The following is a 26623-nucleotide window of genomic DNA, read 5'->3' on the forward strand; positions in this document are numbered from 1 at the left end:
CCGGTTTACCAGACAACGACCCAAGGTTTGAGAACCTTCCGGCCCGTTTTGAAGTCGCGCGCAACATAGTTTTAGCAAAAAGCATAGTCAAGGCGTAGACGTTTTCTGTCCAACCATAAAATAAACCATGAAAAACATACAGTTAGGTCGATTTCCGCAGGCTCTTCCAAATTAGAGCCAAAGAATCCGCTTTGGGGGGCGTCGATCCGGCGGGAAATCGATGCCGGATCGGCCTTTTGTCAGCTCCAGCCGCCACCATAGGTGCGGTAAAAGACGTGCAGACCGATGCGCCCGACCTTTTCCATCGTCCTTGCCCAGCCTGGACGCACGTAAACGGCATGATAGTGAGTCGCCGATCCCACTTGCGGCAGCCAGATCTTCCCGGCGGTGACCGCCATCGCCACTTCGCGAGCGATTCTCCAGTGATATTGAGAGTTCACACGGTCCTTGATGTTGTCACAGGCAAAGGAGAACTGGCAGCGATTGCGCCAATCCTCGTTCTGATAGACCACGCCGCAGATCATTTTCGGATAGGCGGGGTTGCGCACGCGATTGAGGATCACCTGGGCGACGGCAGCCTGGCCCTTGACCGTTTCGCCGCGCGCCTCGAAGTAGATGCCGGACGCCAGGCATTGCTGTTCGGCAGCGGAAAAGGCTGATGGAGACAGCACGCTTGCCGCCCACGCGTGGTCGCGCGGGCCGATCTGCGGGACAAACCGGCCGTCATCTGCCTTGTCGGTGAGAATCGAATCGAACGGCGATTGGCGTGAATAGTCCGGTGCCGGCGGTGCATAGGCGGTGGCGAGAATATCGGCCTTGTCGCTCGTGACCAGATCGGCCAGCATCGGCGATACGCCGGCGGCCGGCTTCGGCGGCAGTTTCTTGTAGAAGTTCGTCGCGATCTGGATTTCCTTGCCCCTGATCTGCGGCCTGACGAAAGCGGTCTTCTCCTTGAGGTCAAAGGTCGGCTGGAAGAGCAGCTGGGTGCGCTGGAGAATCGAGCCCGCGGAGAAATCCTTCGGTGGCTGCATCTGCTCGACGGCAACCACCCTGCCCTTCTTGCTCTGGCGATTGACCCGATCTTCGTCGGGCGTCGTTTCGTGCCCCTTTCCCTCCGCGGTGAAGGCTATCTTGCGGCCGTCGGGAAGCACCATGCCGGCACCGGCGGCGATCGTGCCGGTGACCATCGGATCAGAAAAGGCGAGTTCGGCCTGGTGGATAGACCCCGCCGGTGAGTCGGTAAGGACCATGCGCCAGTTTTCCCGCCCCTGGTCGAGGCCGGCAAGGAGAGCGGCGAGATCGCCATGCGATGCCACGGTGGGAGACATCAGCAACCCGCAGACGCCGAAGAGAGCGGGTAAGCTCCAATTTTGAAGCAGGAGACACAGTTTGCCACTGGAACGGTTATATCGACGCAACGCCAGACTCCGGCATGGAACGCATGAACATGCCGTTGAAAATGTCTTATTAACCTTGATGCTTGGTTAATGTGCGGTGCCTAATTCATCCACCGGCCCTTCGCGGACCGCCAAACGAAAAAGCCCGGCACAACGGCCGGGCCTCTTCACCATTTTTTGCAGCCGTCAGATGATGACGTGCGAGCCGAGTTCGACCACGCGGTTTGCGGGCAGCCGGAAATAGTCGGAAGGATTGGTCGCGGCATTCGCGAGCGCAATATAAAGACGGTCCTGCCAGTAGGGCATGCCGGACTTCGCGTCGGGCACCAGCTTGCGCCGACCGAGGTAAAAGGAGGTCGACATGATGTCGAACTTCAACCCGGTCTTGCGCAGCGTCGCAAGCGCCTGCGATACGTTCTGTGATTCCATGAAGCCGAAATGCAGCTCCACTCGCGAAAAGCGCTCGGATATCTTCTCGATCCGATAGCGATCGGAGCTGGAGACCCGCGGCTTGTTGATCGTTCTGATCGTCAGAATCACGTTTTTGTCGTGCAGAACATGATTGTGCTTCAGATTGTGCAGAAGCGCGGCAGGCGCGGATTCAGGATCGCTGGTCAGGAAGATCGCGGTTCCCGGAACATGCGCGGGCGAATGATCGCTCTTGCGCTCGATGGAGCTGACGAAGGACGCCATCGGGATATCCGTATGGCGCGTCTTTTCCATGAGAAGCGCCGAGCCGCGACGCCAGGTCCACATGACGATGGTGAAAGCCGTCGCAATGAGCACGGGGATATAGCCGCCATCATGAATCTTCAGCAGGTTTGCGCCGAGGAAGATCATTTCGAGGCCGACCAGCGGAGCCAGCGCAAGCGTTGCGACCGGGATCGACCAGTTCCACCGAACACGCACGAACTCAAAGGCCATGATCGAGGTGACGACCATCGCGCCGGTGACCGAGATGCCGTAGGCCGTCGCCAGCGCGTCCGACGTGCGGAAACTCAGGACCAGGAAGATAACCCCGATGAACAGCAGCAAGTTGACCGACGGCAGGAAGATCTGCCCGGTATTTGTCTCCGAGGTAAACAGGATCTCCATCCGCGGCAGGAAGCCAAGGTTGATTCCCTGGCGGACCAGCGAGAAGGCACCGGTAATGACGGCCTGGCTGGCGATGATGGTTGCGGCAGTCGCCAGAATGACGACGGGCAACAGCGCCCATTGCGGGAACATCAGATAGAACGGGTCCGACATCGCCGACGGATCGCCGAGCACCAGGGCGCCCTGGCCAAGGTAGTTGAGCGTCAGCGCGGGGAAGATGAGCGCAAACCACGCCCACTGGATCGGCCGGCGGCCGAAATGGCCGAGATCGGCATAGAGGGCTTCCGCACCGGTCACCGTCAGGAAGACCGCGCCAAGGACGACAACGCCATAAAAGCCTTCGTGAAGAAGAAAACTGACGGCATAATACGGGTTGAACGCAGCGAGAATGCCGAAGTCGTCGGAGATGTGCGAAATTCCCGCCGCCGCCATGACCAGGAACCAGACGGCGGTGATCGGTCCGAAGAAGCGCGCGACGGCGCCTGTCCCTCGCGACTGCACCGCAAACAGCATGGCCAGAATGACGACAGAAATCGGCACGATGTAACGCGTCATGCTCGGCGCGACGAGCTTCAGGCCTTCGACAGCAGAGAGAACCGATAGTGCCGGCGTAATCATCGCATCGCCGAGGAAGAGCGCCGCGCCGACGAGGCCGAGCAGCATTAGAAATGCCGTGTGACCGTTGGCGGTCTTCATCAGCAACGCCAGCAGGGAAAGCGTGCCGCCTTCCCCTTCGTTGTCGGCGCGCAGAAGAAAGAGCACGTACTTGATGGTAACGATAATGGTCAGCGCCCAGATCATCAGCGAGATGAGGCTGATGACCTCGAAGCGCGTCACGCCATCGATTGCGACGGGTTTCAGCGCTTCGCGGAATGCGTAGAGCGGGCTGGTACCGATATCGCCATAGACGACGCCGACCGAGCCGAGCGCAAGATAGAATAGCTTGCGCGGCTTCATTTTACGTTCGGGCGAATGGCTGCCTTCGTGCATGAAATGAAAACAGGCTCCCTAGAGCCAGCCTTTCCATCGGAAAAAGAAGAAGGGGATGACGGCGGAAGTCACCATGAGTCCGAGCGAGTAGAAATAGCCCGGGCCCCAGTGTAGTTCCGGCATGAATTCGAAATTCATACCATAGATGGAGGCGACAAGCGTCGGCGGCAAGAAGACAACCGATGCGATCGAAAATATCTTGATGATAGAGTTCTGCTCGATGTTGATGAGACCGAGCGATGCATCAAGAAGAAAGGTGATATTGCCGGCAACGAAGGCCGCGTGTTCGGACAGCGACTGGATATCGCGCGAAACCGTGCGGCAGAGTTCCTTGATGCCTTGATCCTGCTGAACGGCAGGAACGGTGTAGAAAAAGGTCATGAGGCGCGAGAGCGACGCGAGACTATCGCGAACCTTGCTGACGAGACGGTGGTGAGCCGCGATGTCTCGGAGCTTCTCCTCAAGATAATTGGATGGCTTGCGGACCTTCCTGGCGCGATCGCCGAAGACGTGCATCGACAGGATATCGATGCGGGCGACAGACATTTCCAGGATTTCAGCGGTCCGGTCGACGATCGTCTCGAAGAGTTTCACCAGAAGAGCCGCGCCGCTGCGCCATTGCTCGGGCACGCGGTGGAGCGCGGCGATGAACAGACCGAACGACTTCGGCTGGGAGTAGCGAATGGTGACAAGCCGCTTTCCGACCAGGATAAATGCAACGTCGGTCAGCAGAGGCGTATCCGTCTCGGCCTTCCACACCAGGGAAGCCGTCAGGAAGACCGCATCGTTTTCGACATACAGGCGAGCCGAGGGTTCGATGTCCTTGAGGTCATCGCGGGTCGGCACTTCGATGCCGAGCACCTTCTCGACATAGGACTCCTCGTCGTGGCTGGGCTCGATCAGATCGATCCACACTACATTGTCCGGCAACGTGGCGACCCCCGAAAGATCACCAAGCTCGATCGACTTGCAGTCGGAGCAATAGGCCTTAATCACCGACGCGCCTCCGGCAATCGGGATAGACGGCGGATTTCGCTCCCGGTTCGATCGGGAGCGGTCGACGAAAGCTCATCGAGCTCCCTGCACATCCGGAGAACATCCGGGTATGCTTCGTGCTTAACCGCATCGCAGCCACCAATCCCTCAACCGACAAGATAACTCCGAACATGCAGGTGGTGCAGAACCCGTCTGGGTCGCCATCATCGAGCATTCGCAAAAGCAGCCACATGGCAACGGCGCGGCATATGACGGAAAGCTGCGAAAGAATCAAGACATCTTGGGTGAACTGCGCTTTTTGACCATATTTCCTGCACGACCGGAAACCGGGGCGCAAGACGAATTTACTCGAAAACGATGGCCGGTGCCGCCCGATGCGGTTGCCCCTCAAGCTGCGCCCAGACCCTCGTTGCGATATCGCGATAGATGCCTGCGACAATCCCGTTCGGCTCGGAGGCGACGAGCGGTGTTCCGGCATCCGACGTCTCGCGGATGTTGATCGTCAGCGGAACCTCGCCGAGAAACGGCACGCCGATGCGCTCGGCTTCCTTGCGTGCGCCGCCGTGTCCGAAGATGTCGTAACGCGTGCCGGTGTCGGGCGCGATGAAAAAGCTCATGTTCTCGATGATTCCAAGAACAGGGACCTCGACTTTCCTGAACATGTTCAATCCCTTGCGCGCGTCGATCAGGGCAAGGTCCTGCGGTGTCGAAACAATGACGGCGCCGGCGAGCGGCACCTGCTGCGCCATGGTGAGCTGTGCGTCGCCAGTGCCGGGAGGCATGTCGACGACAAGCACATCGAGCTCGCCCCAGGCAACCTCGCGCAGCATCTGCATCAGCGCCGACTGAACCATCGGACCACGCCAGATCATCGCCGTTTCCTCATCGACCAGGAAACCCATCGACATGACCTTGATGCCGTAATTCTCCATGGGGTTGATGATGCGACCATCGATTTGCGTCGGCCGCCCCGATATCTTCAACAGCCGCGGCATCGACGGGCCATAGATATCCGCATCGAGAATACCGACGCGCAGGCCGTTGGCTTGCAGGCCGAGCGCCAGATTGACCGCCGTGGTCGATTTGCCGACGCCACCCTTGCCGGAGGCGACGGCGATGATCGCATTGACGCCGGGAACATTGAGCTTCCCGGCACGCGAATGTTGCGGTTGCGGAGGATGCGAATGACCGTGGTGCTCGTGGCCTTCCTGTGGCTGCGGACGCGGTGTCGCGACGGAGCCGGCTTTCTTGTCGGCCGTCAACGCGACCAAGGCACCCTTGACACCCGGCATCTCCTTGATGACGCGCTCGGCAGCAAGACGCAGCGGTTCCAGTTCCTTGGCGCGATCGGCCGGCACAGTGATGGAGAAATAGACTTTGCCATCGGAAATGAAGACGTCGGAAATCATGCCGAGCTCGACAATATTGTGCTCGAGATCGGGTCCGCGAACTGTCTTCAGCGTTTCGAGAACCTGCTCCTTGGTAACGCCGCTCATTCCATCCTCACTGCCTGGGTTGGCGTTCTAGATAAAGGAGTGAAGCGCCTTCGCCAAACAAAATCGATGTGGCGCATACCAGGCAGCAGCAAACGATAAGGGAAAACCGCTGGGAAGATGCCGTTGCGCCGCCAAGTCCGCCGGGCTTTCGCCCTGACAACGCAACGGTCCTCCGAGAAGCCGAAGCACTATCCTGCGACCTAGAGCAAGCATCTGGAAAGACCAGCGCAAAAATGTGAAAGATTGAACCGGCGCGGCCATGGCGCCTCTTGCGTATCCCGGAAGCAACAACCGCCGCCGATGCCGGCGCCGGTTGAACGGCACATCGGCATCGGCTGCGGTGTTACGGGTCGCGCCATTTATACGGCGTCGTTACCGGGCCCCCTCTGGACCGCTGCAAATAAGGAAGCAGAAAACGTGCCAATCGGCAAATGCCGGCAAAAGCACGGACGCTCACACTATGCGGCTATGCGAATTGGCGCAATTTTGAGCCCCAATCGCCTCATGGCACAGAATTTAGGCGACGCTCACTTTATCAGACCGATACGCAGCGCCTTCGCAACGGCCTGCGTCCTGTTCACCGTGTCCAGCTTCTTGGTCGCGCGGTTGAGGTAGTGGTTTACCGTGTGTTCCGACAAACTGAGGATATCGGCCGTTTCCACGCTCGTCTTGCCGGCGGCGGTCCAGTTCAGACAGTCGATTTCGCGATCCGTCAGCGTATCGGTGACCCGGTTGTCCTGGTTGCGTATTTCAGCCAGCCGGTCATAGACATGGGTGGCAAGGTAATGCAGCTCCCGCATCTCTTCCGCGGTGAAGGCCTCGCGATCACCGGAAAACGAAACGGCACCGCGGTTGCCGGATGGCTCATGCGCCGGAAAATAAGCGCAACGCATCATTCGAAAGCGTTCAAAAAGCGCCGTCACGATCCCGGACTTGCCATCGGGACGATCCAGCTTGGCTTTCGAGATGTCATTGAAGAAGGGCTTCGTCGATGTTCTCAGACGCTTGATGACCGGACTGTTGGTTACCAGCCTCTCGTGATCATAGGCGGCGAGCAGTTCGACGGGCCAGCTGGAGATCACAGTATTGCTCTGCAGATCCGAGGATGTCACCGACGGCAGGTTGAAGACTATGAATGCCCTGGCGCGATACGCTTCCGTCAACCTCTTCATGAAACGGAAGATGTCGAACTGCGTGTTCAATGAGGCGATTTCATTAACGTAGACGTCTACGGAAGATGCTGGCGGCACTGGTGTCATTTAAGTCTTCAACTCTAAAAGTCTGGGAATCCGGTGTAGCGGCTATCGCACCGGCTCTGCATTACTTTGCATCACCAGCCACGTTTGACCAGCAGATATACCCCAGGATAGGGGATTGACGAACAATAATTGTGATGATTCGTCATAAAACCTCAACATTGGACCTAAAATGCGCGGCATCTGCCTTCAGCCGGCTTTGCGACGTCCCTATCGACGCGGCCCGAGACCGATGCGCATGCCGGTCATAATTCGTTTTGCCGCCTCGCGAACGGGCGCCTCCCATTCTGCCAGCCGCTCCATCGTCAGACGATAGGCCGGGCCTGTGACGGAAACGCCGCCGATGAGCGACAGGTCTTCAGACCAGATGGGCGCCGCGACGCACCGGATGCCGACCTCATGCTCCTCGCGGTCGAATGCACACCCGCCGCTTCGGATATCGGCGATTTCCACAAGCAGGCTTTCGCGCGTGTGCGTGTTCGCCGTGAACTTCTGGAACGCGAGCCCCCCGACAATCTCCGTCACCCGTTCCTCGGGAAGGATCGACAGCGCCGCCTTGCCGACACCGGTGCAATAGACCGGTGAGGCATTGCCGATTTGCGAGAACATCCTGACCGACTGCCGGCCTTCCACCTTGTCGAGGTAGATGATCGAGGTTCCGCGCAACACGCCAAGATGCACCGTTTCTCCGGTCAAACGCTGAAGCGTGTTCAGATGCGGTTCGGCAACCAGTCGAAATTCGTTTTTCGCCCAGCTGCTGGACGCCAGGTCGAGCAGCCGCAGACCTGGCGAATAGCGGCCGTCGCCATCGATCTCCAGCATCCCTTCCTGAACGAGATGGCTGAGTTGACGGTGCAAGGTGCCGCGCGGCTGATCTGTTAAGGCAAGAATGTCGGTGAAGCGCATGGGACCCTCCGCGTGCGTCACCAGATCGAGAAGGATCATGAGCTTGCCGAGCGTCCCGGTATCGCGACCCTCGGACGTCGCCTCGTTTCTTGCGTTCATGGTTGCCCCGAAGCCTTGACAGATAAGGCAGGGTAATCCGATAATTCCACATAGTCAAATTGGGTTCCGAATAATGGAACTATCTTTCCCGGGAGGAAGACGGTGACGGGTATTGTTGCGCAGTTTCCGGAATTCAGGGATCGCGGTGTGCTGGTGACCGGCGGCGGATCCGGCATCGGCGCGGCGATCGTCGAGGGATTTGCCAGGCAGGGCGCGAAAGTCTCGTTCATCGACATCGCAGAGACGGAAAGCCGGGAACTCGCAGAAAGGCTTTCCCGCGATACGCTGCATCCAGTCCGTTTTCATCAGGTCGATCTGCGCGACGTCGGCGCCATCCGCAAGGCCGTCGACACGATCGTCGCGCATTCGGGCCCGATCGGCGTTCTCGTCAATAATGCCGCGCGCGACGACAGGCACGAATTCGAAGCGGTTACGGAAGAATACTGGGACAGCAACCAGGCGACCAACCTCCGGCATGTGTTTTTCACGACACAGGCAGTAGCACCCTCGATGCGCGCGGCCGGCGGCGGCGCGGTGATCAACATGTCATCGATCGCCTTTCTTTTGAACATGCCCGAATTCCCGGCCTACACGACGGCGAAGGCGGGGGTCATCGGATTGACCAAGAGCCTTGCCGGAAAGCTCGGACCGGACAATATCCGCGTCAACTGCATTCTTCCCGGCATGATCGTGACGGATCGTCAGATGAAGCTCTGGCTGACGGATGAAAGCATCGCACAGACGATCCAGCGTCAGTGCATCAAGAAAGTCCTGCATGCCGACGCGATCGTCGGCCCTTGCCTGTTCCTCGCGTCCGACTGTGCTGCAGCCGTGAGCGCGCAATCTCTTATTGTCGATGGAGGCATTTTCTGATGGCAGACCCCGCTTATGTTGCGGTCGATTGGGGTACGAGCAGTTTCCGGCTCTGGCTGATCGGCAAGGATGGCACGATCCTCGGCGAAAGCCGCAGCGACGAAGGCATGACAACGGCCGCAAGGACCGGCTTCGCCGACGTTCTCGGTTCCCACCTTTCGAAACTCGACGCTCCGGAGAACCTTCCGGTCATCATCTGCGGCATGGCGGGCGCGAAGCAGGGTTGGGTTGAAGCCGGCTATATCGACGTGCCTGCCTCGCTGTCCGCGATCCTGACCGGCGCGGTTTCCGTTCCGGGCCAGAGCCGCGACGTGCGCATTCTTCCCGGCCTTGCGCAGCGAGACAAGGAGATGCCCGACGTCATGCGCGGCGAGGAAACACAGCTTCTCGGCGCGCTGGGTCCCGACGGCAAGGGATCGCAGGCGGTCTGCATGCCCGGCACGCACTCCAAGTGGGTGCACGTCAGCGATGGCAGCGTCACCGGCTTCTCCTCCTTCATGACAGGCGAACTGTTCGAGGCGATCACCAAGCATACGATCCTGTCGCACGCGGTGGCTGGCGCCGATCAAGGCCCCGCCGATGCAGTGGCCTTTGAAGCTGCCGTGCGCGCAGCGTTCGCCCGTCCCGCGATGGCGACCAACCTGTTCTTCACGGCCCGCTCCGGCCAACTCCTGCACGGCCTGACACCGGCAGGCGCCCAGGCCAGAATCTCCGGGACGTTGATCGGCCTGGAAATTGCCGGCGCCTTGTCGAACGCGGCAAACGGCGTTGGAATCACGCTTGTTGCCTCGGGCCGATTGCTGGGGCTTTATGAAACCGCCCTCAAGACACTATCTCTATCCTACACCGCGATCGACGCCGATACGGCCGTGCGCCGCGGGCTTGCGGCAGCTGCCCAAGCCATCTGGCCGAACTGAGAAAGCACCAAAACCATGAACCGCATCCCCTTCCCCACCATGAAGCGTCCCCTGATCGCCATTCTTCGCGGCATCACGCCCGAGGAAACAGAGGGCGTCGTCGGCGCGCTGATCGAAAACGGCCTGACGGCAATCGAAATTCCGCTGAACTCGCCCGAGGCTTTCAAGTCGATCGAAATCGCCGTGAAGATGGCACCGGCCGACTGCCTGATCGGTGCCGGCACCGTGCTGACTACCGAAGCCGTCGACAGCCTGCATTCGGCGGGTGGCAAGCTGCTGGTGACGCCAAACGTGGAGCCGGACGTCATCATTCGCGCCCGCGATTACGGCATGGTGACGATGCCCGGCGTGTTCACGCCAACCGAGGCGCTTTCGGCCGCGCGCGCAGGCGCCACCGGCCTCAAGTTCTTCCCGGCCAGCGTGCTTGGTCCAGCCGGCATCACCGCCATCCGCGCGATCCTTCCGCCGGAACTCGTCATCGCTGCGGTCGGTGGTGTTTCAGACAAGAACTTCGCCGAGTACACCAAGGCCGGCATCCTTGCCTTCGGTCTCGGGACCAGCATCTACAAGCCCGGGATGAGCGTCGCAGAGGTTGCCGAGCGTGCCAAGACGACCATCTACGCCTATGACGCAGCGCTAGGAGGCTGAGGCGTATGACCGAAATTCACGAATTTGCCGGCAGGACACTTTCCGATACCAGTTCCGCGCTCGGCGAGGGCCCAACTTACGATCCAGACACGAACACGGTCTGGTGGTTCAATATTCTCGGCAAGGAATTGCATGAGCTGAACCTTTCGACAGACGAGAAGAAGGTTCACGCGCTGCCGATGATGGCAAGCGTGCTCGCGCGCATCGACGCCCGGCGGCAGCTGCTTGCGACGGAACAGGGCCTTTTCGTGCGCGACACCGCAAACGGCAACCTCACCTTCTATGCCGCATTGGAAAACGACAAGCCGGAAAACCGCTCGAACGACGGGCGCACGCATATATCGGGCGCGCTGTGGATCGGCACGATGAGCAAGCGGGCAGAAACGCGTGCAGGCGCAATCTACCATGTTGCCGCCGGCAAGGTGACCAAGCTCTTCGACGGGATCAGCATTCCGAACTCGATCTGCTTCTCTCCGGACGGCTCGACGGGCTACTTCACCGACACGCGGCTGAGCCGGCTGATGCGGGTGATGGTGGACCCGCAGACCGGGTTGCCGACAGGCGAGCCGATCGTGCTCGTCGATACCATGGACGAAACGGGCGGCATCGACGGCTCGGTGGTCGACGCCGATGGATACATCTGGAATGCCCGCTGGGGTGCCGGTTCGGTGGACCGCTACAGCCCGGACGGACTACGGCTTGCACGATACAAGGTTCCCGCGGCGCAGCCGTCCTGCCCGGCCTTCGTTGGCCCTAATGGCGACCGCCTCGCCGTGACGACGGCCTGGGAAGGCCTCGATGACGACGCCCGCTCAACACAACCCCAGGCTGGGGCACTTCTTGAACTCGGCATCACGGTCAAGGGTATTTTCGATCCTCCTTACGTGATCTGAAACCCACCTGCGCGAGACCGCGGAAGGCGCCTCAATGTGGCGCCTTTTTTGTCTTCCCCGTTGGTAGTGCACCCGATTGTCACAACGTTTGCGATAAAAGTTCCATGAAAATCGGACGCCTTTTCGTTGATTTTTCTCGGAACCAATAGCCAACCCATTCATTTCAATAGGGAACCGGTCAGGTACAGACGCCGCTTAACATGGGCGGCACCCGACTAGAGATCACTCGTGAAATACAATGAAGGTAGGTTCGAAATGACACGCAAACTTCTGACGACCGTTGCCGCTGGCGCCTTGTTTGCCACGGCTTTCGCACCGGCAGCATTCTCGCAGAGTGCAACCCAGCCGGCTACCCCTGGCACACCCGCAACGCAGGCCGCACCGGTGGATTCGGCAGCGCCGAAGGTTCCGGATGCTAGTGCTCCGGCAGGTGACGCAGCGCAAGCACCGGCACCGGCTGCCTCCACAGACATGACGCAGGCTGGCGGCAGCTATTTGACAGAGCAGGCCGCCGACCAGATCAGTGCCAACACCTATATCGGCCAGTCGGTCTACAACGGCCAGAACGAAAGTATCGGTAGCGTCAACGACCTGATCATGAAAAAGGACGGCGGACTTGTTGCCGCAATCATCGGTGTCGGTGGTTTCCTTGGCATCGCCGAAAAGAACGTGGCGGTACCGATGGACAAGATCACGGTGGCACAGAACACCGAGGATGGCAGCGTCAAGCTGACAACCTCCGATTCGGTGGAATCGCTGAAGGCGGCGCCTGAATTCAAGACGCTCCAGATGCAGTCGGCTGAAAAGGCGCCCGCCCCGGGTACCATGGACAGCACGGCAACGGGGTCCACGACCAACAACTAGGATACTGCGCAGTGAGTACCGCGTAACCGATGGCGTCCGAAAGGGCGCCGTCGGCGTTTCAGGCGCTTACGCGATCCGTTGCATCGTAGTAATTCTCATGCAGGAAGCGCAGCGTTGCGATGCCGTCGGCCGGCTTTCCGAAATGATAGCCCTGCCCCATGCCGCAACCCAGCGCCCGCAGTTTCACGGCCTCCGAATAATCCTCGATGCCTTCGGCGACGACTTCCAGGTCCAGGCCTTCGCACATCGTCAGGATAGCCTTGATGATGTGTTCCGAGGCTCGGTCGGAGTTGATCCGCGAGACGAACGCACGGTCGATCTTGATCTTGTCGAACATGAAGTCGCGCAGGCGGCCGAGGCTCGACTGTCCGGTGCCGAAGTCATCCAGCGAGATGCGCACGCCGGCCTGGCGCAGATCGGCGATGATGCGGTTTGCCGTATCGGCCGATCCCATAACGGCGGTCTCGGTGATTTCCAGTTCAAGACGATGCGGATCGAAGCCGACGCGGCCGAGGATGGAGAGGATGCTGCTGCTGGTACCGGGATCCATCAACTGGGCCGAAGAGAGGTTGAACGACAGGAACAGCTCGCGCGGCCAGCTCAGCGCGGTTTCCGCCGCCTTGCGGAGCAGCGCTTCCGACAACGCATCGATGAAGCCGCGCTCCTCGGCAAGGGGAACGAAGACGCCGGGCGAAACGAAGCCAAGATCCGGATCATTCCAGCGTGCAAGAGCTTCGAAGCCAACCACCTGGCTGTTCGAGAGTGCGACGATGGGCTGGAAATGCACATCGATTGCGTCGGAGATGATGGCATTGCGCAGCGCCTGCTCAAGCTGCGTCGCACGCTTCATCTCCTGGGCGATCTCGCGGGAATAGACCGTGATCTGGCCCCGGCCGCGACGCTTGGAGCGATAGAGTGCGGTTTCGGCGCTTTTCAGCAGGTCTTCATACTCTTCGCCGGCAAACGGGTAGATCGAGAAGCCGAAGGATGCGGAGAGGCGAACGTTGCGGTCGCCGAGATCGTAAGGGGCCGACAACACCTCGCGGATCATCTGACCGAATTTTTCGGCGCTCGCCCGCTCGAAGATCAGCGGCAGCACGAAGGCGAATTCATCGCCGTCGTGGCGGGTGACGAGGGCACCATCTGGTATGCATGCCTTCAGCCGATGCGCCACCTGACAGAGAATTTCGTCGCCGGCCGACGATCCAAAGAGGTCGTTGATGGGCTTGAAAGAATCAAGATTGGCGATGCCGATGGTGAAGGGCGCCGGGTCGCTGGCGCGCTCCTGGGAAATCTGGGCAATCCGGTCGCGCATGCGGTAGCGGTTGCCAAGCCCGGTCAACGGATCGGTATAGGCCATCGCCTGGAGCTCACTCGGACTTACAGGCACCATAGGCTTTTCGGCCGACATCATAAATCAGATCCACCCCACCAATGCAGGGGAGAATGGCGGTCAAGTCTTAAAACTTCGATAGGAGACCGCCCCGAGTGAAACCGCTTTCCATCCCAAAATCTGGGGAGTTGACGGTCAACGCCTCATACCCTCGCCCGGGTAAGCTCTGACCCGAGGTGCTTTTGAAATACCGTCTCGAGAATATCCGGGCTGACCGGCTTCATGATCACGTCGTCCATTCCCGCCTTCGCACATTCGGCGCGGTCGCGTTCGAAGGCCTGTGTCAGCACACCGATGATCGGCGTCCTCGAGCTTGCGTCTTGCTCCATCTGGCGGATCAGGCGCGCAGCTTCGAAACCGTTGAAACCCGGAAGCGATATGTCCATCAACACGATCTTCGGCTTGTGCTCGGTCCAGAGGCGCACGGCCTCGTCACCCGTGGCGGCAATGAGATAGCGGTACCCCAGACCTTCGAGAATCTGCGAAAAGACGATCTGGTTGATATCGTTGTCTTCCGCAACGAGCACATCCAGCGAGGTGACCTGCTCGACGGTGGTGATTTCCCAATCGGTATCGATGCCGTCTGCGATCGTTCCGCGATTGTTGCGGTTGAAATGGCGGGCGATCTGAAACGTCAGCTCGTTGGCGAGCTGGAACCCGTCCATCACAAGCGCCGGGATGCCGTATTGCTCGGCAAGCTCAAGGCAACGCATGCCGAGCTGGTTGTCGATGATGAGGAGATCGAGCGAAACGCCTCCGGAGGTCGCAATTTCGAGAAATTGCTCCTCCTCGCATTCGCCGTGCACCGAACATGCCTCGAAACCGTATTTGGCCAGGGTTCGTAGCGCCGCCCCTTCGGCAACGATATCGGCGGTCACGACCAGGATCTTGCGGCCCGAGAAATTTTCCGGGACGATTGCTTCCATCGCGGCAGGCTCGCGTCGCTCGCCGCCGCTGTTCATCGGCACATAGGCACGCCGGTAGGAATGCTTGCTCGATGTCGTGACAGTCGAGGCGAGTTCGAACTCGTCGAGATCAGCGCCATCGCGTGGCAGGTCCTGCATCGTCGAGACAAGGAAATAGCGCCCGGGTTTTCCAATGCGGTGCTTGCGCGTGACGATGTCGCGCTCGCCACCATCGCGGGCGACCTGCCGTTGGCGGGAGACGGACATCTCTCCGGTCTCCAGGACGTGACGGTCGCTTTCCTCGAAGCGCTGCGCAACCTCCGGCGAGAACAGATCGCCACTCTTGCGTCCAAGCACCTCGTCCACCGACGTCTGGAACTTTTCGCAAAACGCGACATTGACCGCGACGTAGTTGAGATTGCGATCCTTCACGAAGAGGGGAAAAGGCAGGTTGTCGAGGATATCCTCGGTCAGCTGGACCCGTTCGAGATCCGAGCGCCATTGTTCCTCGCGCTTCTTGTCTTCGGAAATATCGGAGATGACGCAGATCCCGAATCCACTGGCCAGCCGACGCTTGCGGAAGCTTATCCACCGATCGGCGCCGTGCCGCTCGACCGCTTCGTAGCGTTCGCGCCAATGCGAGGCAATCTTTTGCGACAGCCAATCCTCGCGGCTGAGAGCCGCTTGCCTGTCCGCCGATTGCGTGCGGATGCCGGTGTCATAGACCGTCCCGAGGAAATCGCGCAGCCGTGTTCCGGGCTTCAGCAGCGCCGACGAAATCGGAAAGAAATCGAGAACCTGGCGGCTGGCGAAAACCATGTGGTCGGTCTTGTCGTAGACGATGAAAGCGGCGGAAAGACTCTCACAGACCGCGTCGAACAATGCCGTCTGCAGACTGGATCCAGTCGCAACTTCGTTACTCACAGATGATGTGTCCGCTTTTTCGAAGCCGGCACCCATTCCCACGCGTCCCACATATGTCCGATTGAAGAGTATCTTCGGAGGTAAGCCGCAAAATGCCAGCTTTGTCTTAAGGCGCGCTTAACATTAAGCAGCCGGATTCCGATGCTGGACAAGCCGTCTCAGCTTGCGCTTTCGCCCTTCCCTCCGGCCGGCGAATCCAAGAGAATGGGATCATGGCAATAAGACAGCTTTCCGAAACCCTGATCAACCAGATTGCCGCCGGCGAAGTCATCGAACGCCCGGCGAGCGCTGCGAAGGAATTGATCGAGAACGCACTGGATGCAGGCGCAACGCGCATCGAGATAGCGACATCCGGCGGCGGCAAGAGTCTGCTGCGGGTTTCCGACAACGGCTCCGGCATGGACACCCTCGACCTTGAGCTGGCGGTGCGGCGTCACTGTACGTCGAAGATCTCCGATACGCTGGACGATATCCGCACGCTCGGCTTTCGCGGCGAAGCATTGCCGTCGATCGGCTCGGTGGCGCGGCTCAGCATTTCCAGCCGACGCAGGGACAGCGCCGGCGGCAACGAAATCGCGGTCGCTGGCGGCAAGATCACCCATATCAGGCCGTCGGCCGCCAATCCCGGCACCATCGTCGAGGTCCGCGACCTTTTCTTCGCCACGCCCGCCCGGCTGAAATTCCTGAAGACCGAGAAGGCAGAGGCGGCGGCGATCACCGAGGTCGTCAAGCGGATGGCGATCGCCTTTCCCGGCGTGCGCTTCGTACTGTCGGGCACGGATCGAACGACGCTGGAGTTTCCGGCGACCGGCGACGACCATCTGGCGCGCATGGCGCAAATCCTCGGCAAGGATTTCAGGGACAATGCGATCGAACTCGACGCCGAGCGCGAGGGCATATCGCTGACCGGCTTTACCGGTGTTCCAACGTTCAACCGCGGCAATTCGGCTCATCAGTACGCCTTCGTCAACGGTCGTCCGGTGCAGGACAAGCTCATTCTTTCGGCCATTCGCGGCGCCTATGCGGAGACGATCCCGTCGGGGCGCTATCCCGTCGCGGTGCTGTCGCTGGCGCTTGACCCTGCCCTGGTCGACGTCAACGTTCATCCGGCAAAATCGGACGTGCGGTTCCGCGATCCTCAACTGGTGCGCGGCCTGATTATAGGCGCGATACGCCAGGCGCTGGCGCGCGATGGAAGTCGCGCTGCGACGACCGGTGGCGACGGCATGTTGCGGGCCTTCCGGCCCGGTTACCAGGCGAGCCCGCAACAACCACAGCAACCCTGGTCGGCCGCCACATCGCCCTCCCGGCCGTTTTATCAGGGTGTTGGGAACGGGTTTGGCGAGCGCCCGCAAGCCTCCTTCGATGGCCTTGTATCGCCAACCGCACGAAGCGAGGCTCCAACTTTTTCGCCTACGCCGTCCGCACCCGAAACCGAGGCGCCTACCCGCTATCCGTTGGGCGCCGCCCGCGCACAGATTCACGAAAACTATATCGTCGCGCAGACCGACGATGGCCTTGTCATCGTCGACCAGCACGCGGCCCACGAACGTCTGGTTTTCGAGGCGATGCGCAAGGCGCTGCATTCGAAGCGGCTCGCCTCGCAGGTGCTGCTCATTCCCGAAATTGTCGACCTGCCTGAGGAGGATTGCGATCGATTGATGCAGTTCTCGTCGGAATTGGGCGAACTCGGACTCGCCATCGAACGCTTCGGACCCGGCGCTATCGCGGTGCGGGAAACGCCGGCGATGCTTGGCGAAGTCGATGCGTCCGGGCTCATTCGGCAACTCGCCGACGAGATTGCCGAATGGGATACCGCATCCGGCCTCGCCGCCAAGCTCGAGTATGTCGCGGCGACCATGGCTTGCCATGGATCGGTTCGCTCCGGGCGGCGGCTGCGTCCCGAAGAGATGAACGCACTTCTTCGCCAGATGGAAGTGACGCCAGGCTCAGGCCAATGCAATCACGGCCGCCCGACCTTTATCGAGCTAAAGCTTTCGGATATCGAGCGGCTGTTCGGACGGAGCTGAAAAAGCTGGAAATGCTGGCTGGGTCGGGTTATGGCAGGGGATAGCTGACCGCAAGGAATGGAGCGAATGAATTTGTTCGAAGGGCATGGAAACCGCGAGGCGCAGATCCGGTATCTCGATGCGGACTTTCAGATCCTGTCGCCAGGCTCTTATGTCATCTGCGCCATCACCGGCAAGCAGATCGCCCTGGACGAACTACGCTATTGGAGCGTCGCGCGACAGGAGCCCTATGCCGATGCCGTGGCGTCGCTGGAAGCCGATAAGCGTGCCGGCGTTCTGCCAAACCAGAAGCGCTAGCCGCTAGACCTTCTTCTCCTTGAGACGCCGTTCGCGGCAAGCATCGATCGCCCGGTCGATGATCAGCTTGGGCGCCAGGTGGTCTTCGAACGCCATCTCGACCTCGATGACCCGGCATTTTCCGGCAAGTTGCTCGGCTTTGCCATGATGGCCGGCGAGACGCACGAAATCCTTCGATGTCGTGACGATCTGCAGATTGTCGCGTTCGGCTGTCGAGATGATATCGTCGATCTCGTCGTCAGCCAGATGCTCGTGATCGCCGAAGGATCGGCTCGCGGCGATATGCGCGCCCAGCGATTCGACCGTCCTAAAGAATTTTGACGGATCGGCGATGCCGGCGAAGGCAAGCACGCTGCGCCCTGCCAGGTCTGCTCCGTCGCAGACCTTCAGGGACGCCGTGAAATAGGGCTTGGCTGCACGCGCGGCAATCCGAACGATCTTGTCCGCCGCCACACCGCTTCCGACCTTCACCAGAGCCGTTGCGTAGCGCAGCTGCAGGCGGATGGGCGCTCGCACCGGACCGCCGGGAACGATATGACCGTTGCCCAGCCCACGTGACGCATCGATCACGAGCAGCGCATAATCGATCGCAATGCGCGCGCTCTGGAAACCGTCATCCATGATGATCAGGTCGGCGCCTTCCTTGACGAGACGCTCGGCGCCTTCAACGCGGCGGCGAGAGATCACCGTCAGGGCCTCACGTGCCAAAAGGAGCGGCTCGTCGCCGACTGCAACCGCACGGTGATGCTCCGGATCAACGACGGTGGTAACATCGAGCGAGCCGCTATAGCCCCGGCTGAGAAAACCGGGCTTCAAGCCCCTTGCCTTTGCAGCACGGGCGATGGTCAGCGCCGTTGGCGTCTTGCCGGCACCGCCGACGGTGAAGTTGCCGACGCAGATGACCGGAACAGCGACGGAGACGCGCTTGGCGTGCGTCATGCGGTAGCCGGAAATACGGCCATAGAGGAAGGAAATCGGATAGAGCGTCCAGGCACGCCAATCGGCCTTCGACCACCAGAAGGGTGGCGCTTCGGATACCATTCTTCCCGTCCTGCCTCTCGAACCCTTGGCATCATGCCGGCGGGTTTTGTCCTTAACCGGGCGGAAAGAGAAGGCAATTTTCAAGAAAAAGCAAGCCCTTGCTAGGTCAGGCAGGCTGGAGGCCGGGTAGCAGGCTCTCGAGCTCGGTAATGTCATTAAGGCAATAGTCGGAAGCGGCAGCCAGCGACTCGCGCGATCCCGTGCCGGTCAGCACGGCGACGGTGACGCCGGCCTTCGCATTGCGACCCATATGGAGGTCGTGGTTGTTGTCGCCGACGACGGCGACCTCAGATGGGCTGAGGCCCGTCGCGGCGCAAAAGCCGAGAACCATGCCCGCCTCGGGCTTGGTGCCGAAGCCGCTGTCATAGCCCGCGATGTAATCGACAAACTGGGCAAAGCCGAACCTCTGGGCCGTCTGCCGGATCGAACGTTCGTTGTCGCTGGATGCGATACCCAGACGGAAGCCACGCGCATGCAGGCGACCGAAGAAGGCGGCAAGATCGGTGACCGCGACGGAGAACTCGGCGGCATGCGAGAAGAGTGTGTCGAGCTTGGTGGTGAGTTCGACGACGTCGAGCCTGGAGCCTGCAGCGACCAGTCCGTCGGCGATCTGACGGGTGTTGCCGGCGGCAAGGAGGCTATCGGGTACGATGTGCCCCGTCACCGGATCCATGCCGCAGGCCAACAGCAGGTGATCGGCAAGCGCCGGATCGCCTTCCGAAGCGATCCGCGCCAGTTCGCGGTTCACTGGCAGCCAACTCTCGTCGTAATCGAGAAGCGTGCCGTCCTTGTCGAAAAGAATACCCTTGATGGCCTGCATGTCCGTCCCAATCTCAGCGCTGGTCCGCAGTCTTCGGCAGCAACCTCGCCTTCACCGTCAGCGGGTTGATATAGGGCTCCAGCCCCTTAACCGTCGCCGTCAGCGCGCCACGCATTTCTTGCACGGCCACGATGCCCGCTTCGATCATATTGCGTCGCGCGTCGTCGTTGGCGAGCAAATAATGGACGCCCTTGGCCAGCATCTCGGTATCGCGGACCATTCGGGCGCTGCCGCGGCGAGCGAGCTTCTGGTAGGCCTCACGGAAATTCTGGACGTTGCTGCCCGACAGCACGGCGCAGCCGAGCATGGCCGGCTCCAGCGGATTTTGGCCGCCCTCGCCAAACAGCGACCGACCGACGAAGGCAATCTCCGTCAGACGCAGATACAGGCCCATCTCGCCGATGGTGTCGCCGAGAAAGATGTCGACATCCGGCGACAACACGTCCTCGCGGGTGCGACGAGCAACCTTGAGCCCCTGTTTTACAAGTTCTTCCTCGATTTCATCGCAGCGCTCGGGATGGCGCGGGACGATGATCGTCAGTTGGCCGTTTCGCTCCTTCAGCGTGCGATGCACGATGCCGGCAGCCTTCTCCTCACCGTCGAAGGTGGAAATCGCGGCCCAGGTCTTGCGGTCGCCAAGCTGCTTCTTGTAGCGGGCGAACACGCCTGCGTCATACGGCGGCGCGTCGGTGTCGACCTTCAGATTGCCGGACATGATCACGTCCCGCGCGCCGAGATCGCGAAACCGCTCCGCGTCCACATCGGACTGCGCGATCACCAATGCCAGGTTCTCGAACAATGCCTCGGCCAGCGACGGACGCCGGCCCCATCGTTCGAAGGAGCGGTCCGACATGCGCGCATTCACGAGAATTTGCGGAATGCGGCGGCGTCCGAGTTCCATCAGCGTTGCCGGCCAGATCTCGGACTCGGCGATCAGCGCGCAGTCCGGCTGCCAGTATTCCAGAAACCGGCTGACGGCCGGCTTGAGGTCGAGCGGCACATACTGGTGAATGGCTTCGTTGCCGATCCGCTCGGCGGCAAGCTTGGCGGACGTAACCGTGCCAGTGGTCAGAATGACGTGGATGTCGCGGCGGCGAATTTCGCGGATCAGAGGAATGACGGCATTGGTTTCGCCGACGCTGGCCGCATGAAACCAGACCAGAGGACCCGACGGCCGGGCCGCACTGGGGTATCCCGTACGCTCAAGACGGCGGGCACGGTCTTCCTTGCCCCTCGCAGCACGGTACGTGAGATATCCGCCAACGAAGGGTGTCAGCAGCGTCCCGGCAACCTGATAAGTGCCCAGCGCGAAACGCGCCATGCGACCACTCATCTAGCGTGTCTCCGATCGTCGATGATCGACATCAACCCATTCCCAATCATTGTTGCAGCCGAAATGGCCGATCAGTTTGTCCAGAATGCGTCAACAGCCGGTGCGCGGCTCGCGAAGAGCCGCGTCGAGGCGATGATCACTTCGGGGACTTGTCTTCGGGGTCCAGCAGCCGATGCATGTGAACGATAAAATAGCGCATGTGGGCGTTGTCCACGGTCGACTGCGCCTTGGACTTCCAGGCTGTGAGCGCGCTGGCGTAATCCGGGAATATGCCGACGATGTCGAGACCCGTCAGATCCCTGAACTGGACATCGTCCAGACTTTCCAACTCGCCGCCGAATACGAGGTGCAACAGCTGCTTTTTGCCGCCGGTTTCGGTCATTTTCTTCTCTTTCTGCTCTGTTCTCCTCCGCCGCTTCATCTGAGGGATTTTGACGGAAACGTCAACTGCTGAGCGCGCGGAGCCCGGCGATGAAGTCGCTGAGGCGAGTTGGCGAGGCGGCGCAAAGTTCGCCGTGGTTCACCTGAACGCGGTTGTAAAGAAGGACATTCTTGTCAAGGTCAACGAGCTGCCCGCCGGCGCATTCCAGGATCAAATCGGCGGCGGCAAGGTCCCAATCGTGGGAGTTGCGCTTGACGAACGTGCCGTCCAGCCGACCGTCCGCCACCATCGCGATGCGATAGGCAAGCGACGGGACATGCTTGACGCGCTCGATCCTGTGCCTCAGCTCGTCGGGGAGCGCCATGAGCACGTCCTCAGCGATGGCAAAGCGGCCGGGTGCGTCCAACGCAGCGTCCGACACCGAGATCGGCGTGCCATTCTTAAGCGCGACGCCGCCTTCCGAAGCTTCGAAGAGTTCATCGAGCGCCGGGGCATAGAGAACACCGGCAACCGGCCGACCCTGGTAAACAACGGCGACGCTCACGCACCAGAGGTCCTGCCCCGCAAGAAATGCGCGGGTGCCATCGATCGGATCGACGATGAACAGCGTTTCCCTCGAGAGGCGCTCGGCGTCGTCGTCGGTTTCCTCGGAAAGCCAACCGTAGCTCGGCCGGGCGGCGCGGAGAATGGTCTCAAGCGTCTCGTTGGCTGCAAAATCGGCGGCGCTGACAGGCGAGCGCCCGCCATTCTTCCACCAGACCTGCGGCGACTGATTGAAATGACCGAGAGCAACAGCACCCGCCTGCCTTGCTGCGTCCACGATCAGCTCCAGATCGCCTCGCCAGCGGGCAATGTCCACTTCGCTCATTGCATCAATCCGATCCGTCAACGCCCAGCGAGCGTCATTCCTTCAATCGCCAGCGTCGGCGCGGCAACACCAAACTTGCGGTCGATGTCGTTTGCCGGCGTTACCCGCATGAACATGTCCTTGAGGTTCGACGCGATCGTCACTTCCGAGACGGCGAAGGTCAGTTCACCATTCTCGATCCAGAAACCGGTCGCGCCCCGGCTGTATTCGCCGGTGATCATGTTGACGCCCTGGCCGATCAGTTCGGTCACGTAGAAGCCGTTGCCCACGCTTCGGATCAGATCCTCCGGTGAGATATCGCCTGGTTCGAGGGCCAGGTTGGTCGAGGACGGTGTCACCGAATTGCCGCCGCGGACGCCGCGGCCATTCGTCTCCATGCCGATTTCCCGTGCCGTCGAGGTCGACAGGAACCAGTGTTTCAGGACGCCATCCTCGATCATCACCAGCCGTTCGCCGGAAATGCCCTCGCCGTCGAAAGGACGCGAGGAGGGACCGCGCATGATCAGCGGGTCATCGGTGATCGAGAGCCCCGCCTTGAGAACCTGCTGTCCCATCCTGTCACGCAGGAAGCTCGTCTTGCGGGCGACGGAGGCGCCGTTGATCGCACCGGCGATATGCCCGACAAACCCGCGGGCAACCCTGGGGTCGAAGACAACCGTAATATCCTTGCCGGTATCGACCTGCCGCGGGTTGATCCGCTTTATCGCCCGCTCGCCGGCACGCCGGCCGATCTCGGCCGCATCGTCAAGCTCGGCGTAGTAGATGCGGCTGTCGAAATCATAATCGCGCTCCATGCCGGTGCCTTCCCCGGCAATGACGCTGACGGATCGGCCAAAGCGCGATGCCATGTAGCTGCCCTCGAAGCCGTGCGAGGTCACCAGAACCATGCCTCCCCGGCCAGCCGAGGCGCCGGCACCGGAGGAGTTTGTCACGCCCTCGACGGCCAGTGCAGCCGCTTCAGCCGCAAGCGCTGTCTCGCGCAACTCGCCTGCCGAAACCTCGGTCGTGTCGAGAAGCTGCAGGTCCGGATAGTCCCTCGCCAGCTTGTTCTCGTCCGCGAGGCATGCAAACGGGTCTTCCGGCGACACCTTCGCCATCGCCACCGCCCGCTCGGCAAGCGCGGTAAGGTCAAAGCCGGGATTGGCGGAAACACTGGCAACGCGCTTTCCGATGAAGACACGCAGCGAGAAGTCATCGCTTTCCGAGGATTCCGTGCCTTCCACCTTGCCAAGGCGGACGCTGACCGATTGCGAACGTGAGCGCACCACCACCGCATCCGCGGCGTCGGCCCCTGCCTTCGTGGCCAGGTCGATCAATTGGCTTGCGCGGGAAAGAAGCGTCGAGGAATCAAATTCAGAGGACATGAGTTGGCCTTTCCTTCGCGTTCCATTTATTGTGCGCTATCGAAAGCATCAAGGCCGCACGTGCCGATTCTTTCAAGCACCGCTCGCGCTTTGCCGCGCCGAAAGAAGTTTGCACCATGTCCGAGCCGAACGCCCTCTTCACAGAAACACTCCTGCTGCTCGGCGGCACCGTGGTTTCAGCGCCTATTTTCAAGTGGCTGGGGCTCGGAACCGTGCTCGGTTATCTGGCAGCAGGCGTCGTCATCGGCCCCATTTTTCATGGCCTGATCAATGGCGAGCAAATTCTTGACTTTGCCGAACTCGGTGTCGTCTTCCTGCTTTTCATCATCGGGCTCGAACTGAAGCCGACGCGCCTATGGCAGATGCGACGGGACATCTTCGGATTGGGTAGCGCTCAGGTCGTCTCGACCGGAATGCTCTTGACCCTGGCGACCTACCTCTCCGGCGTGCTCGACTTGCGTGGAAGTATCGTTGCCGGCTTCGGCCTTGCGCTGTCATCGACCGCCTTCGCGATGCAAATTCTCGATGACGAAGGCGCCGTGAACACGCATTACGGACAGCGATCGTTTTCGATGCTGCTCTTCCAGGATCTCGCCATCGTGCCACTATTGGCTCTGATCAGCGTCCTTGAGGGCGGCGGCAAGGGCACCGGCACGCCGTTTGTCGATTTCACAATCGCGGTCGGCGCGGTCGGCGCCATGATCGTGATGGGGCGCTATCTGCTGACACCGCTGTTCCAGGTGATTGCCCGCACAGGCGCCCGAGAGGCGATGATCGCAGCCGCCCTTTTCGTGGTGATGGGATCGGCAAGCCTGATGCAGCTTGCCGGACTGTCGATGGCGATGGGCGCCTTCCTGTCCGGCGTGATGCTTGCGGAGTCGTCCTATCGGCATGAACTCGAGGCCGACATCGAACCGTTCCGCGGCGTCCTGCTCGCCATGTTCTTCATCGCCGTCGGGCTGTCGCTCGAGCTCGAGGTTCTGCGTGACAATGCCCTGTTCATCATCGTTGCCGTACCGATCGTCATGGCGATCAAGGCGATCGTCATCTACATCCTGTGCCGCCTCGCAGGCTCGCAACATAACGATGCCATTCGCATCGCCTTCCTGCTGCCACAAGGCGGCGAGTTCGGCTTCGTGCTGTTCTCGGCGGCCGGCGCGGCGGGCCTGATGCCCACGAGCACTGCATCGCTTCTGATCGCGATCGTCACACTGTCGATGGCGCTGACGCCGGTCGGTTCGATGCTTTCAAAGCGACTGCTCAAGGGCGACGCACGGGAAGAACTGGACGAGGATTTCGAGGGCGCCGGCGCCGACGTGCTGATGATCGGATTTTCGCGCTTCGGGCAGATCGCGGCGCAAATTCTGCTGGCCGGCGGACGTGCCGTTACCGTCATCGACTTCTCCGCCGATCGCATCCGGCAGGCATCGTCGTTCGGTTTTCGTATCTATTTCGGCGACGGCACGCGCAAGGACGTGCTGCGGGCGTCCGGCATCGACCGTGCGAAGATCGTCGTCGTCTGCACGCAGAAGCGCGAGATAACCGACAAGATTGTCGAGCTGGTGCAGTCGGACTACCCGCAGGCCAAGCTGTTCGTGCGCTCGTATGATCGTATTCACTCGATCTCGCTGCGCAACAGCAACGTCGACTACGAGCTGCGCGAGACACTGGAATCTGGCCTGCTGTTCGGCCGCCGGACGCTTGAGGCGCTGGGCGTGAGCGAAGTGAACGCCTATGAGATCGGAGAAGACATCCGCAAGCGGGACGAGCAGCGCCTGGTGCTGCAGGTAACGGAAGGGCTTCAAGCCGGCCGAGACATGCTGTTCTCGCAACCGGTCAAGCCGGAGCCGCTGGTCAAGCCGAAGCGACCAGTGGATCTGGGGGCAGATCCACTGGCAGGCACCGCGGAGGCAATTGCGGATGCCTAGGCCTGCAGGCGCGCCTCTATCTCGCGATCGAGCGCGTATTTCAGTTCGTCCTTGACCCCTTCCGACATGGCCAGAACCTCGCGCGCCTTGAGAAAATCCATGACGCCGGTGCGCCCGACGGCGGGGCGCAGGAAGATATGCGGCGGCTGCAGTCGCAGCTTCAGGGAAATGGCCGTTTGCATCATCAGCTGACCGGAGCCGAAAATGCTTTCCATGCGGTTCGGGATGTGGGTGCCGTCTCCTTCGGGCGCGCCGACGACATCGATGCCTATTACGATGTCGGCCAGATCCATCAGGCATTCGTACGGCACCGGATTGCTGATGCCACCGTCGATCATCACCCTTCCGTAGAGACGCACCGGCATGAAGACGGCGGGAATGGCGGAGGAGGCAGCCAGCGCGGGAAACAGCGCGCCCTCGTTCACGAGGACCTCGTTCTGTCCGTAATAATCGGTGGCGGTGACCGTCATCGGGATCGGCAGGTCCTCGAAGCGCTCCGGCAGGTCGGCCGGAAGAAAGGCCTTGAGGATGCGCTCGAGATTGAATTGGCCGATGCGCACGCCGTTGGCCACCGCGTCGCGGACCGTTTGCGGGCGCAGCCCCCAGAGCCTGCTGACGACCGCCGTCTTGTTGCCGACGGTCACCAGGGCATGTTCGCGGATCGCCTCGCCGGGCATGCCGGCCGCCATGCCCGCGCCCATGATAGCGCCGATCGACGAGCCCGATATCGCTACCGGGCGGATGCCGAGTTCATCGAGCGTTTCGATGACGTGGATATGGGCAAGGCCGCGAGCGCCGCCACCGCCGAAGGCGACGGCAATTCTCGGCAAGGAGCCCTTTGGAGCGTCTTGAACAGCAGGTAACTCAGTGGTGGTCTTTTCGGCCTGCTGTTTCACCTCTGCCCCCGA

General features: G+C 60.8%; 23 protein-coding genes. 8 read left to right on the forward strand and 15 right to left on the reverse strand.

Annotated elements, in window-relative coordinates; translation table 11 throughout:
- Positions 1–239: 239 nt before the first annotated feature.
- From ASC90_RS20250 to ASC90_RS20280, 6 genes are all read right to left on the reverse strand, one after another.
- The gene (locus ASC90_RS20250) at positions 240–1418 is read right to left on the reverse strand and encodes a cell wall hydrolase (RefSeq protein ID WP_056544281.1); all 1179 of its coding nucleotides are present in this window, start codon (positions 1416–1418) and stop codon (positions 240–242) included.
- 165 nt (positions 1419–1583) lie between these two features.
- The gene (locus ASC90_RS20255; RefSeq protein WP_056544283.1) at positions 1584–3482 is read right to left on the reverse strand and encodes a potassium transporter Kup; all 1899 of its coding nucleotides are present in this window, start codon (positions 3480–3482) and stop codon (positions 1584–1586) included.
- Between the two features lie 18 nt (positions 3483–3500).
- Positions 3501–4478 (reverse strand): magnesium transporter CorA family protein, encoded by a 978-nt coding sequence (locus ASC90_RS20260; protein ID WP_056544286.1) that lies wholly within the window; start codon positions 4476–4478, stop codon positions 3501–3503.
- A gap of 344 nt (positions 4479–4822) precedes the next feature.
- Positions 4823–5974 (reverse strand): iron-sulfur cluster carrier protein ApbC, encoded by a 1152-nt coding sequence (gene apbC / locus ASC90_RS20270; RefSeq protein WP_056544293.1) that lies wholly within the window; start codon positions 5972–5974, stop codon positions 4823–4825.
- A 527-nt stretch (positions 5975–6501) separates the two neighbouring features.
- On the reverse strand, positions 6502–7233 hold the full coding sequence (locus ASC90_RS20275; RefSeq protein WP_056544295.1) for an autoinducer binding domain-containing protein: 732 nt from the start codon (positions 7231–7233) through the stop codon (positions 6502–6504).
- Between the two features lie 207 nt (positions 7234–7440).
- Positions 7441–8235 (reverse strand): IclR family transcriptional regulator, encoded by a 795-nt coding sequence (locus ASC90_RS20280; protein ID WP_056544299.1) that lies wholly within the window; start codon positions 8233–8235, stop codon positions 7441–7443.
- Positions 8236–8337: 102 nt separating this feature from the next.
- Between ASC90_RS20280 and ASC90_RS20285 the strand changes: the two genes are divergently transcribed.
- The 5 genes from ASC90_RS20285 to ASC90_RS20305 all read left to right on the forward strand — a co-directional run bounded on the left by ASC90_RS20285 (position 8338) and on the right by ASC90_RS20305 (position 12430).
- Complete coding sequence (locus tag ASC90_RS20285; protein WP_056544301.1) at positions 8338–9108, forward strand: SDR family oxidoreductase; 771 nt, start codon at positions 8338–8340, stop codon at positions 9106–9108.
- Positions 9108–10025 (forward strand): 2-dehydro-3-deoxygalactonokinase, encoded by a 918-nt coding sequence (locus tag ASC90_RS20290; protein ID WP_056544303.1) that lies wholly within the window; start codon positions 9108–9110, stop codon positions 10023–10025. The genes ASC90_RS20285 and ASC90_RS20290 overlap by 1 nt, the downstream gene beginning before the upstream one ends.
- Positions 10026–10040: 15 nt before the next feature.
- Complete coding sequence (locus tag ASC90_RS20295; RefSeq protein WP_056544306.1) at positions 10041–10673, forward strand: 2-dehydro-3-deoxy-6-phosphogalactonate aldolase; 633 nt, start codon at positions 10041–10043, stop codon at positions 10671–10673.
- Between the two features lie 5 nt (positions 10674–10678).
- On the forward strand, positions 10679–11566 hold the full coding sequence (locus tag ASC90_RS20300) for an SMP-30/gluconolactonase/LRE family protein (protein ID WP_056544308.1): 888 nt from the start codon (positions 10679–10681) through the stop codon (positions 11564–11566).
- 255 nt (positions 11567–11821) lie between these two features.
- Entirely contained in the window at positions 11822–12430 is a 609-nt protein-coding gene (locus tag ASC90_RS20305; protein WP_056544311.1) for a PRC-barrel domain-containing protein, read from the forward strand.
- Between the two features lie 58 nt (positions 12431–12488).
- Here the strand turns inward: ASC90_RS20305 and ASC90_RS20310 are convergent, their stop codons facing one another.
- Together ASC90_RS20310 and ASC90_RS20315 are read right to left on the reverse strand one after the other, a co-directional pair.
- The gene (locus ASC90_RS20310) at positions 12489–13844 is read right to left on the reverse strand and encodes an EAL domain-containing protein (RefSeq protein WP_056544314.1); all 1356 of its coding nucleotides are present in this window, start codon (positions 13842–13844) and stop codon (positions 12489–12491) included.
- 122 nt (positions 13845–13966) lie between these two features.
- On the reverse strand, positions 13967–15688 hold the full coding sequence (locus ASC90_RS20315) for a response regulator (protein ID WP_056544317.1): 1722 nt from the start codon (positions 15686–15688) through the stop codon (positions 13967–13969).
- A 176-nt stretch (positions 15689–15864) separates the two neighbouring features.
- On the opposite strand from ASC90_RS20315, the gene mutL reads away from it, so the two are divergent.
- Together mutL and ASC90_RS20325 are read left to right on the forward strand one after the other, a co-directional pair.
- Complete coding sequence (gene mutL, locus ASC90_RS20320) at positions 15865–17682, forward strand: DNA mismatch repair endonuclease MutL (RefSeq protein ID WP_056544320.1); 1818 nt, start codon at positions 15865–15867, stop codon at positions 17680–17682.
- Positions 17683–17748: 66 nt separating this feature from the next.
- A complete protein-coding gene (locus ASC90_RS20325) occupies positions 17749–17979 on the forward strand; it encodes a DUF2093 domain-containing protein (protein WP_056544323.1) in 231 nt (76 codons plus the stop codon).
- A 3-nt stretch (positions 17980–17982) separates the two neighbouring features.
- Here the strand turns inward: ASC90_RS20325 and lpxK are convergent, their stop codons facing one another.
- From lpxK to ASC90_RS20355, 6 genes are all read right to left on the reverse strand, one after another.
- On the reverse strand, positions 17983–19020 hold the full coding sequence (gene lpxK / locus ASC90_RS20330) for a tetraacyldisaccharide 4'-kinase (RefSeq protein ID WP_056544326.1): 1038 nt from the start codon (positions 19018–19020) through the stop codon (positions 17983–17985).
- 106 nt (positions 19021–19126) lie between these two features.
- Positions 19127–19840 (reverse strand): HAD family hydrolase, encoded by a 714-nt coding sequence (locus ASC90_RS20335; protein WP_056544328.1) that lies wholly within the window; start codon positions 19838–19840, stop codon positions 19127–19129.
- A gap of 13 nt (positions 19841–19853) precedes the next feature.
- Positions 19854–21173, reverse strand: a complete 1320-nt coding sequence (waaA, locus tag ASC90_RS20340) for a lipid IV(A) 3-deoxy-D-manno-octulosonic acid transferase (protein ID WP_056544331.1) — start codon at positions 21171–21173, stop codon at positions 19854–19856.
- A gap of 136 nt (positions 21174–21309) precedes the next feature.
- Positions 21310–21555: a DUF4170 domain-containing protein gene (locus ASC90_RS20345; RefSeq protein ID WP_056544334.1), complete on the reverse strand. Its 246-nt coding sequence runs from the start codon at positions 21553–21555 to the stop codon at positions 21310–21312.
- 61 nt (positions 21556–21616) lie between these two features.
- Positions 21617–22423 carry a 3'(2'),5'-bisphosphate nucleotidase CysQ gene (locus ASC90_RS20350; RefSeq protein WP_056544337.1) on the reverse strand — a complete coding sequence of 269 codons (807 nt, stop codon included), beginning with the start codon at positions 22421–22423 and terminating at the stop codon, positions 21617–21619.
- Positions 22424–22440: 17 nt separating this feature from the next.
- Positions 22441–23787, reverse strand: coding sequence for a TldD/PmbA family protein (locus ASC90_RS20355; RefSeq protein ID WP_056544340.1), 1347 nt, complete (start codon positions 23785–23787; stop codon positions 22441–22443).
- Positions 23788–23903: 116 nt separating this feature from the next.
- Between ASC90_RS20355 and ASC90_RS20360 the strand changes: the two genes are divergently transcribed.
- Entirely contained in the window at positions 23904–25715 is a 1812-nt protein-coding gene (locus ASC90_RS20360; protein WP_056544952.1) for a monovalent cation:proton antiporter-2 (CPA2) family protein, read from the forward strand.
- Here ASC90_RS20360 and ASC90_RS20365 read toward each other — a convergent pair.
- Positions 25712–26611, reverse strand: a complete 900-nt coding sequence (locus ASC90_RS20365; protein WP_056544343.1) for a patatin-like phospholipase family protein — start codon at positions 26609–26611, stop codon at positions 25712–25714. The genes ASC90_RS20360 and ASC90_RS20365 overlap by 4 nt on opposite strands.
- Positions 26612–26623: the final 12 nt, after the last annotated feature.

Origin of the sequence: Rhizobium sp. Root1220 (assembly GCF_001426265.1) — a bacterium.
Lineage (GTDB): Bacteria > Pseudomonadota > Alphaproteobacteria > Rhizobiales > Rhizobiaceae > Rhizobium.

What these genes read in the sequence shown, in the direction of transcription:
- ASC90_RS20255 (WP_056544283.1), bottom strand. Translation starts at nt 3,482, where the DNA reads ATGCACGAAGGCAGCCATTCGCCCGAACGTAAAATGAAGCCGCGCAAG.
- apbC (WP_056544293.1), bottom strand. Translation starts at nt 5,974, where the DNA reads ATGAGCGGCGTTACCAAGGAGCAGGTTCTCGAAACGCTGAAGACAGTT.
- ASC90_RS20275 (WP_056544295.1), bottom strand. Translation starts at nt 7,233, where the DNA reads ATGACACCAGTGCCGCCAGCATCTTCCGTAGACGTCTACGTTAATGAA.
- ASC90_RS20280 (WP_056544299.1), bottom strand. Translation starts at nt 8,235, where the DNA reads ATGAACGCAAGAAACGAGGCGACGTCCGAGGGTCGCGATACCGGGACG.
- ASC90_RS20290 (WP_056544303.1), top strand. Translation starts at nt 9,108, where the DNA reads ATGGCAGACCCCGCTTATGTTGCGGTCGATTGGGGTACGAGCAGTTTC.
- ASC90_RS20295 (WP_056544306.1), top strand. Translation starts at nt 10,041, where the DNA reads ATGAACCGCATCCCCTTCCCCACCATGAAGCGTCCCCTGATCGCCATT.
- ASC90_RS20300 (WP_056544308.1), top strand. Translation starts at nt 10,679, where the DNA reads ATGACCGAAATTCACGAATTTGCCGGCAGGACACTTTCCGATACCAGT.
- ASC90_RS20305 (WP_056544311.1), top strand. Translation starts at nt 11,822, where the DNA reads ATGACACGCAAACTTCTGACGACCGTTGCCGCTGGCGCCTTGTTTGCC.
- ASC90_RS20310 (WP_056544314.1), bottom strand. Translation starts at nt 13,844, where the DNA reads ATGATGTCGGCCGAAAAGCCTATGGTGCCTGTAAGTCCGAGTGAGCTC.
- ASC90_RS20315 (WP_056544317.1), bottom strand. Translation starts at nt 15,688, where the DNA reads ATGGGTGCCGGCTTCGAAAAAGCGGACACATCATCTGTGAGTAACGAA.
- mutL (WP_056544320.1), top strand. Translation starts at nt 15,865, where the DNA reads ATGGCAATAAGACAGCTTTCCGAAACCCTGATCAACCAGATTGCCGCC.
- ASC90_RS20325 (WP_056544323.1), top strand. Translation starts at nt 17,749, where the DNA reads ATGAATTTGTTCGAAGGGCATGGAAACCGCGAGGCGCAGATCCGGTAT.
- lpxK (WP_056544326.1), bottom strand. Translation starts at nt 19,020, where the DNA reads ATGGTATCCGAAGCGCCACCCTTCTGGTGGTCGAAGGCCGATTGGCGT.
- ASC90_RS20335 (WP_056544328.1), bottom strand. Translation starts at nt 19,840, where the DNA reads ATGCAGGCCATCAAGGGTATTCTTTTCGACAAGGACGGCACGCTTCTC.
- waaA (WP_056544331.1), bottom strand. Translation starts at nt 21,173, where the DNA reads ATGAGTGGTCGCATGGCGCGTTTCGCGCTGGGCACTTATCAGGTTGCC.
- ASC90_RS20345 (WP_056544334.1), bottom strand. Translation starts at nt 21,555, where the DNA reads ATGACCGAAACCGGCGGCAAAAAGCAGCTGTTGCACCTCGTATTCGGC.
- ASC90_RS20350 (WP_056544337.1), bottom strand. Translation starts at nt 22,423, where the DNA reads ATGAGCGAAGTGGACATTGCCCGCTGGCGAGGCGATCTGGAGCTGATC.
- ASC90_RS20355 (WP_056544340.1), bottom strand. Translation starts at nt 23,787, where the DNA reads ATGTCCTCTGAATTTGATTCCTCGACGCTTCTTTCCCGCGCAAGCCAA.
- ASC90_RS20360 (WP_056544952.1), top strand. Translation starts at nt 23,904, where the DNA reads ATGTCCGAGCCGAACGCCCTCTTCACAGAAACACTCCTGCTGCTCGGC.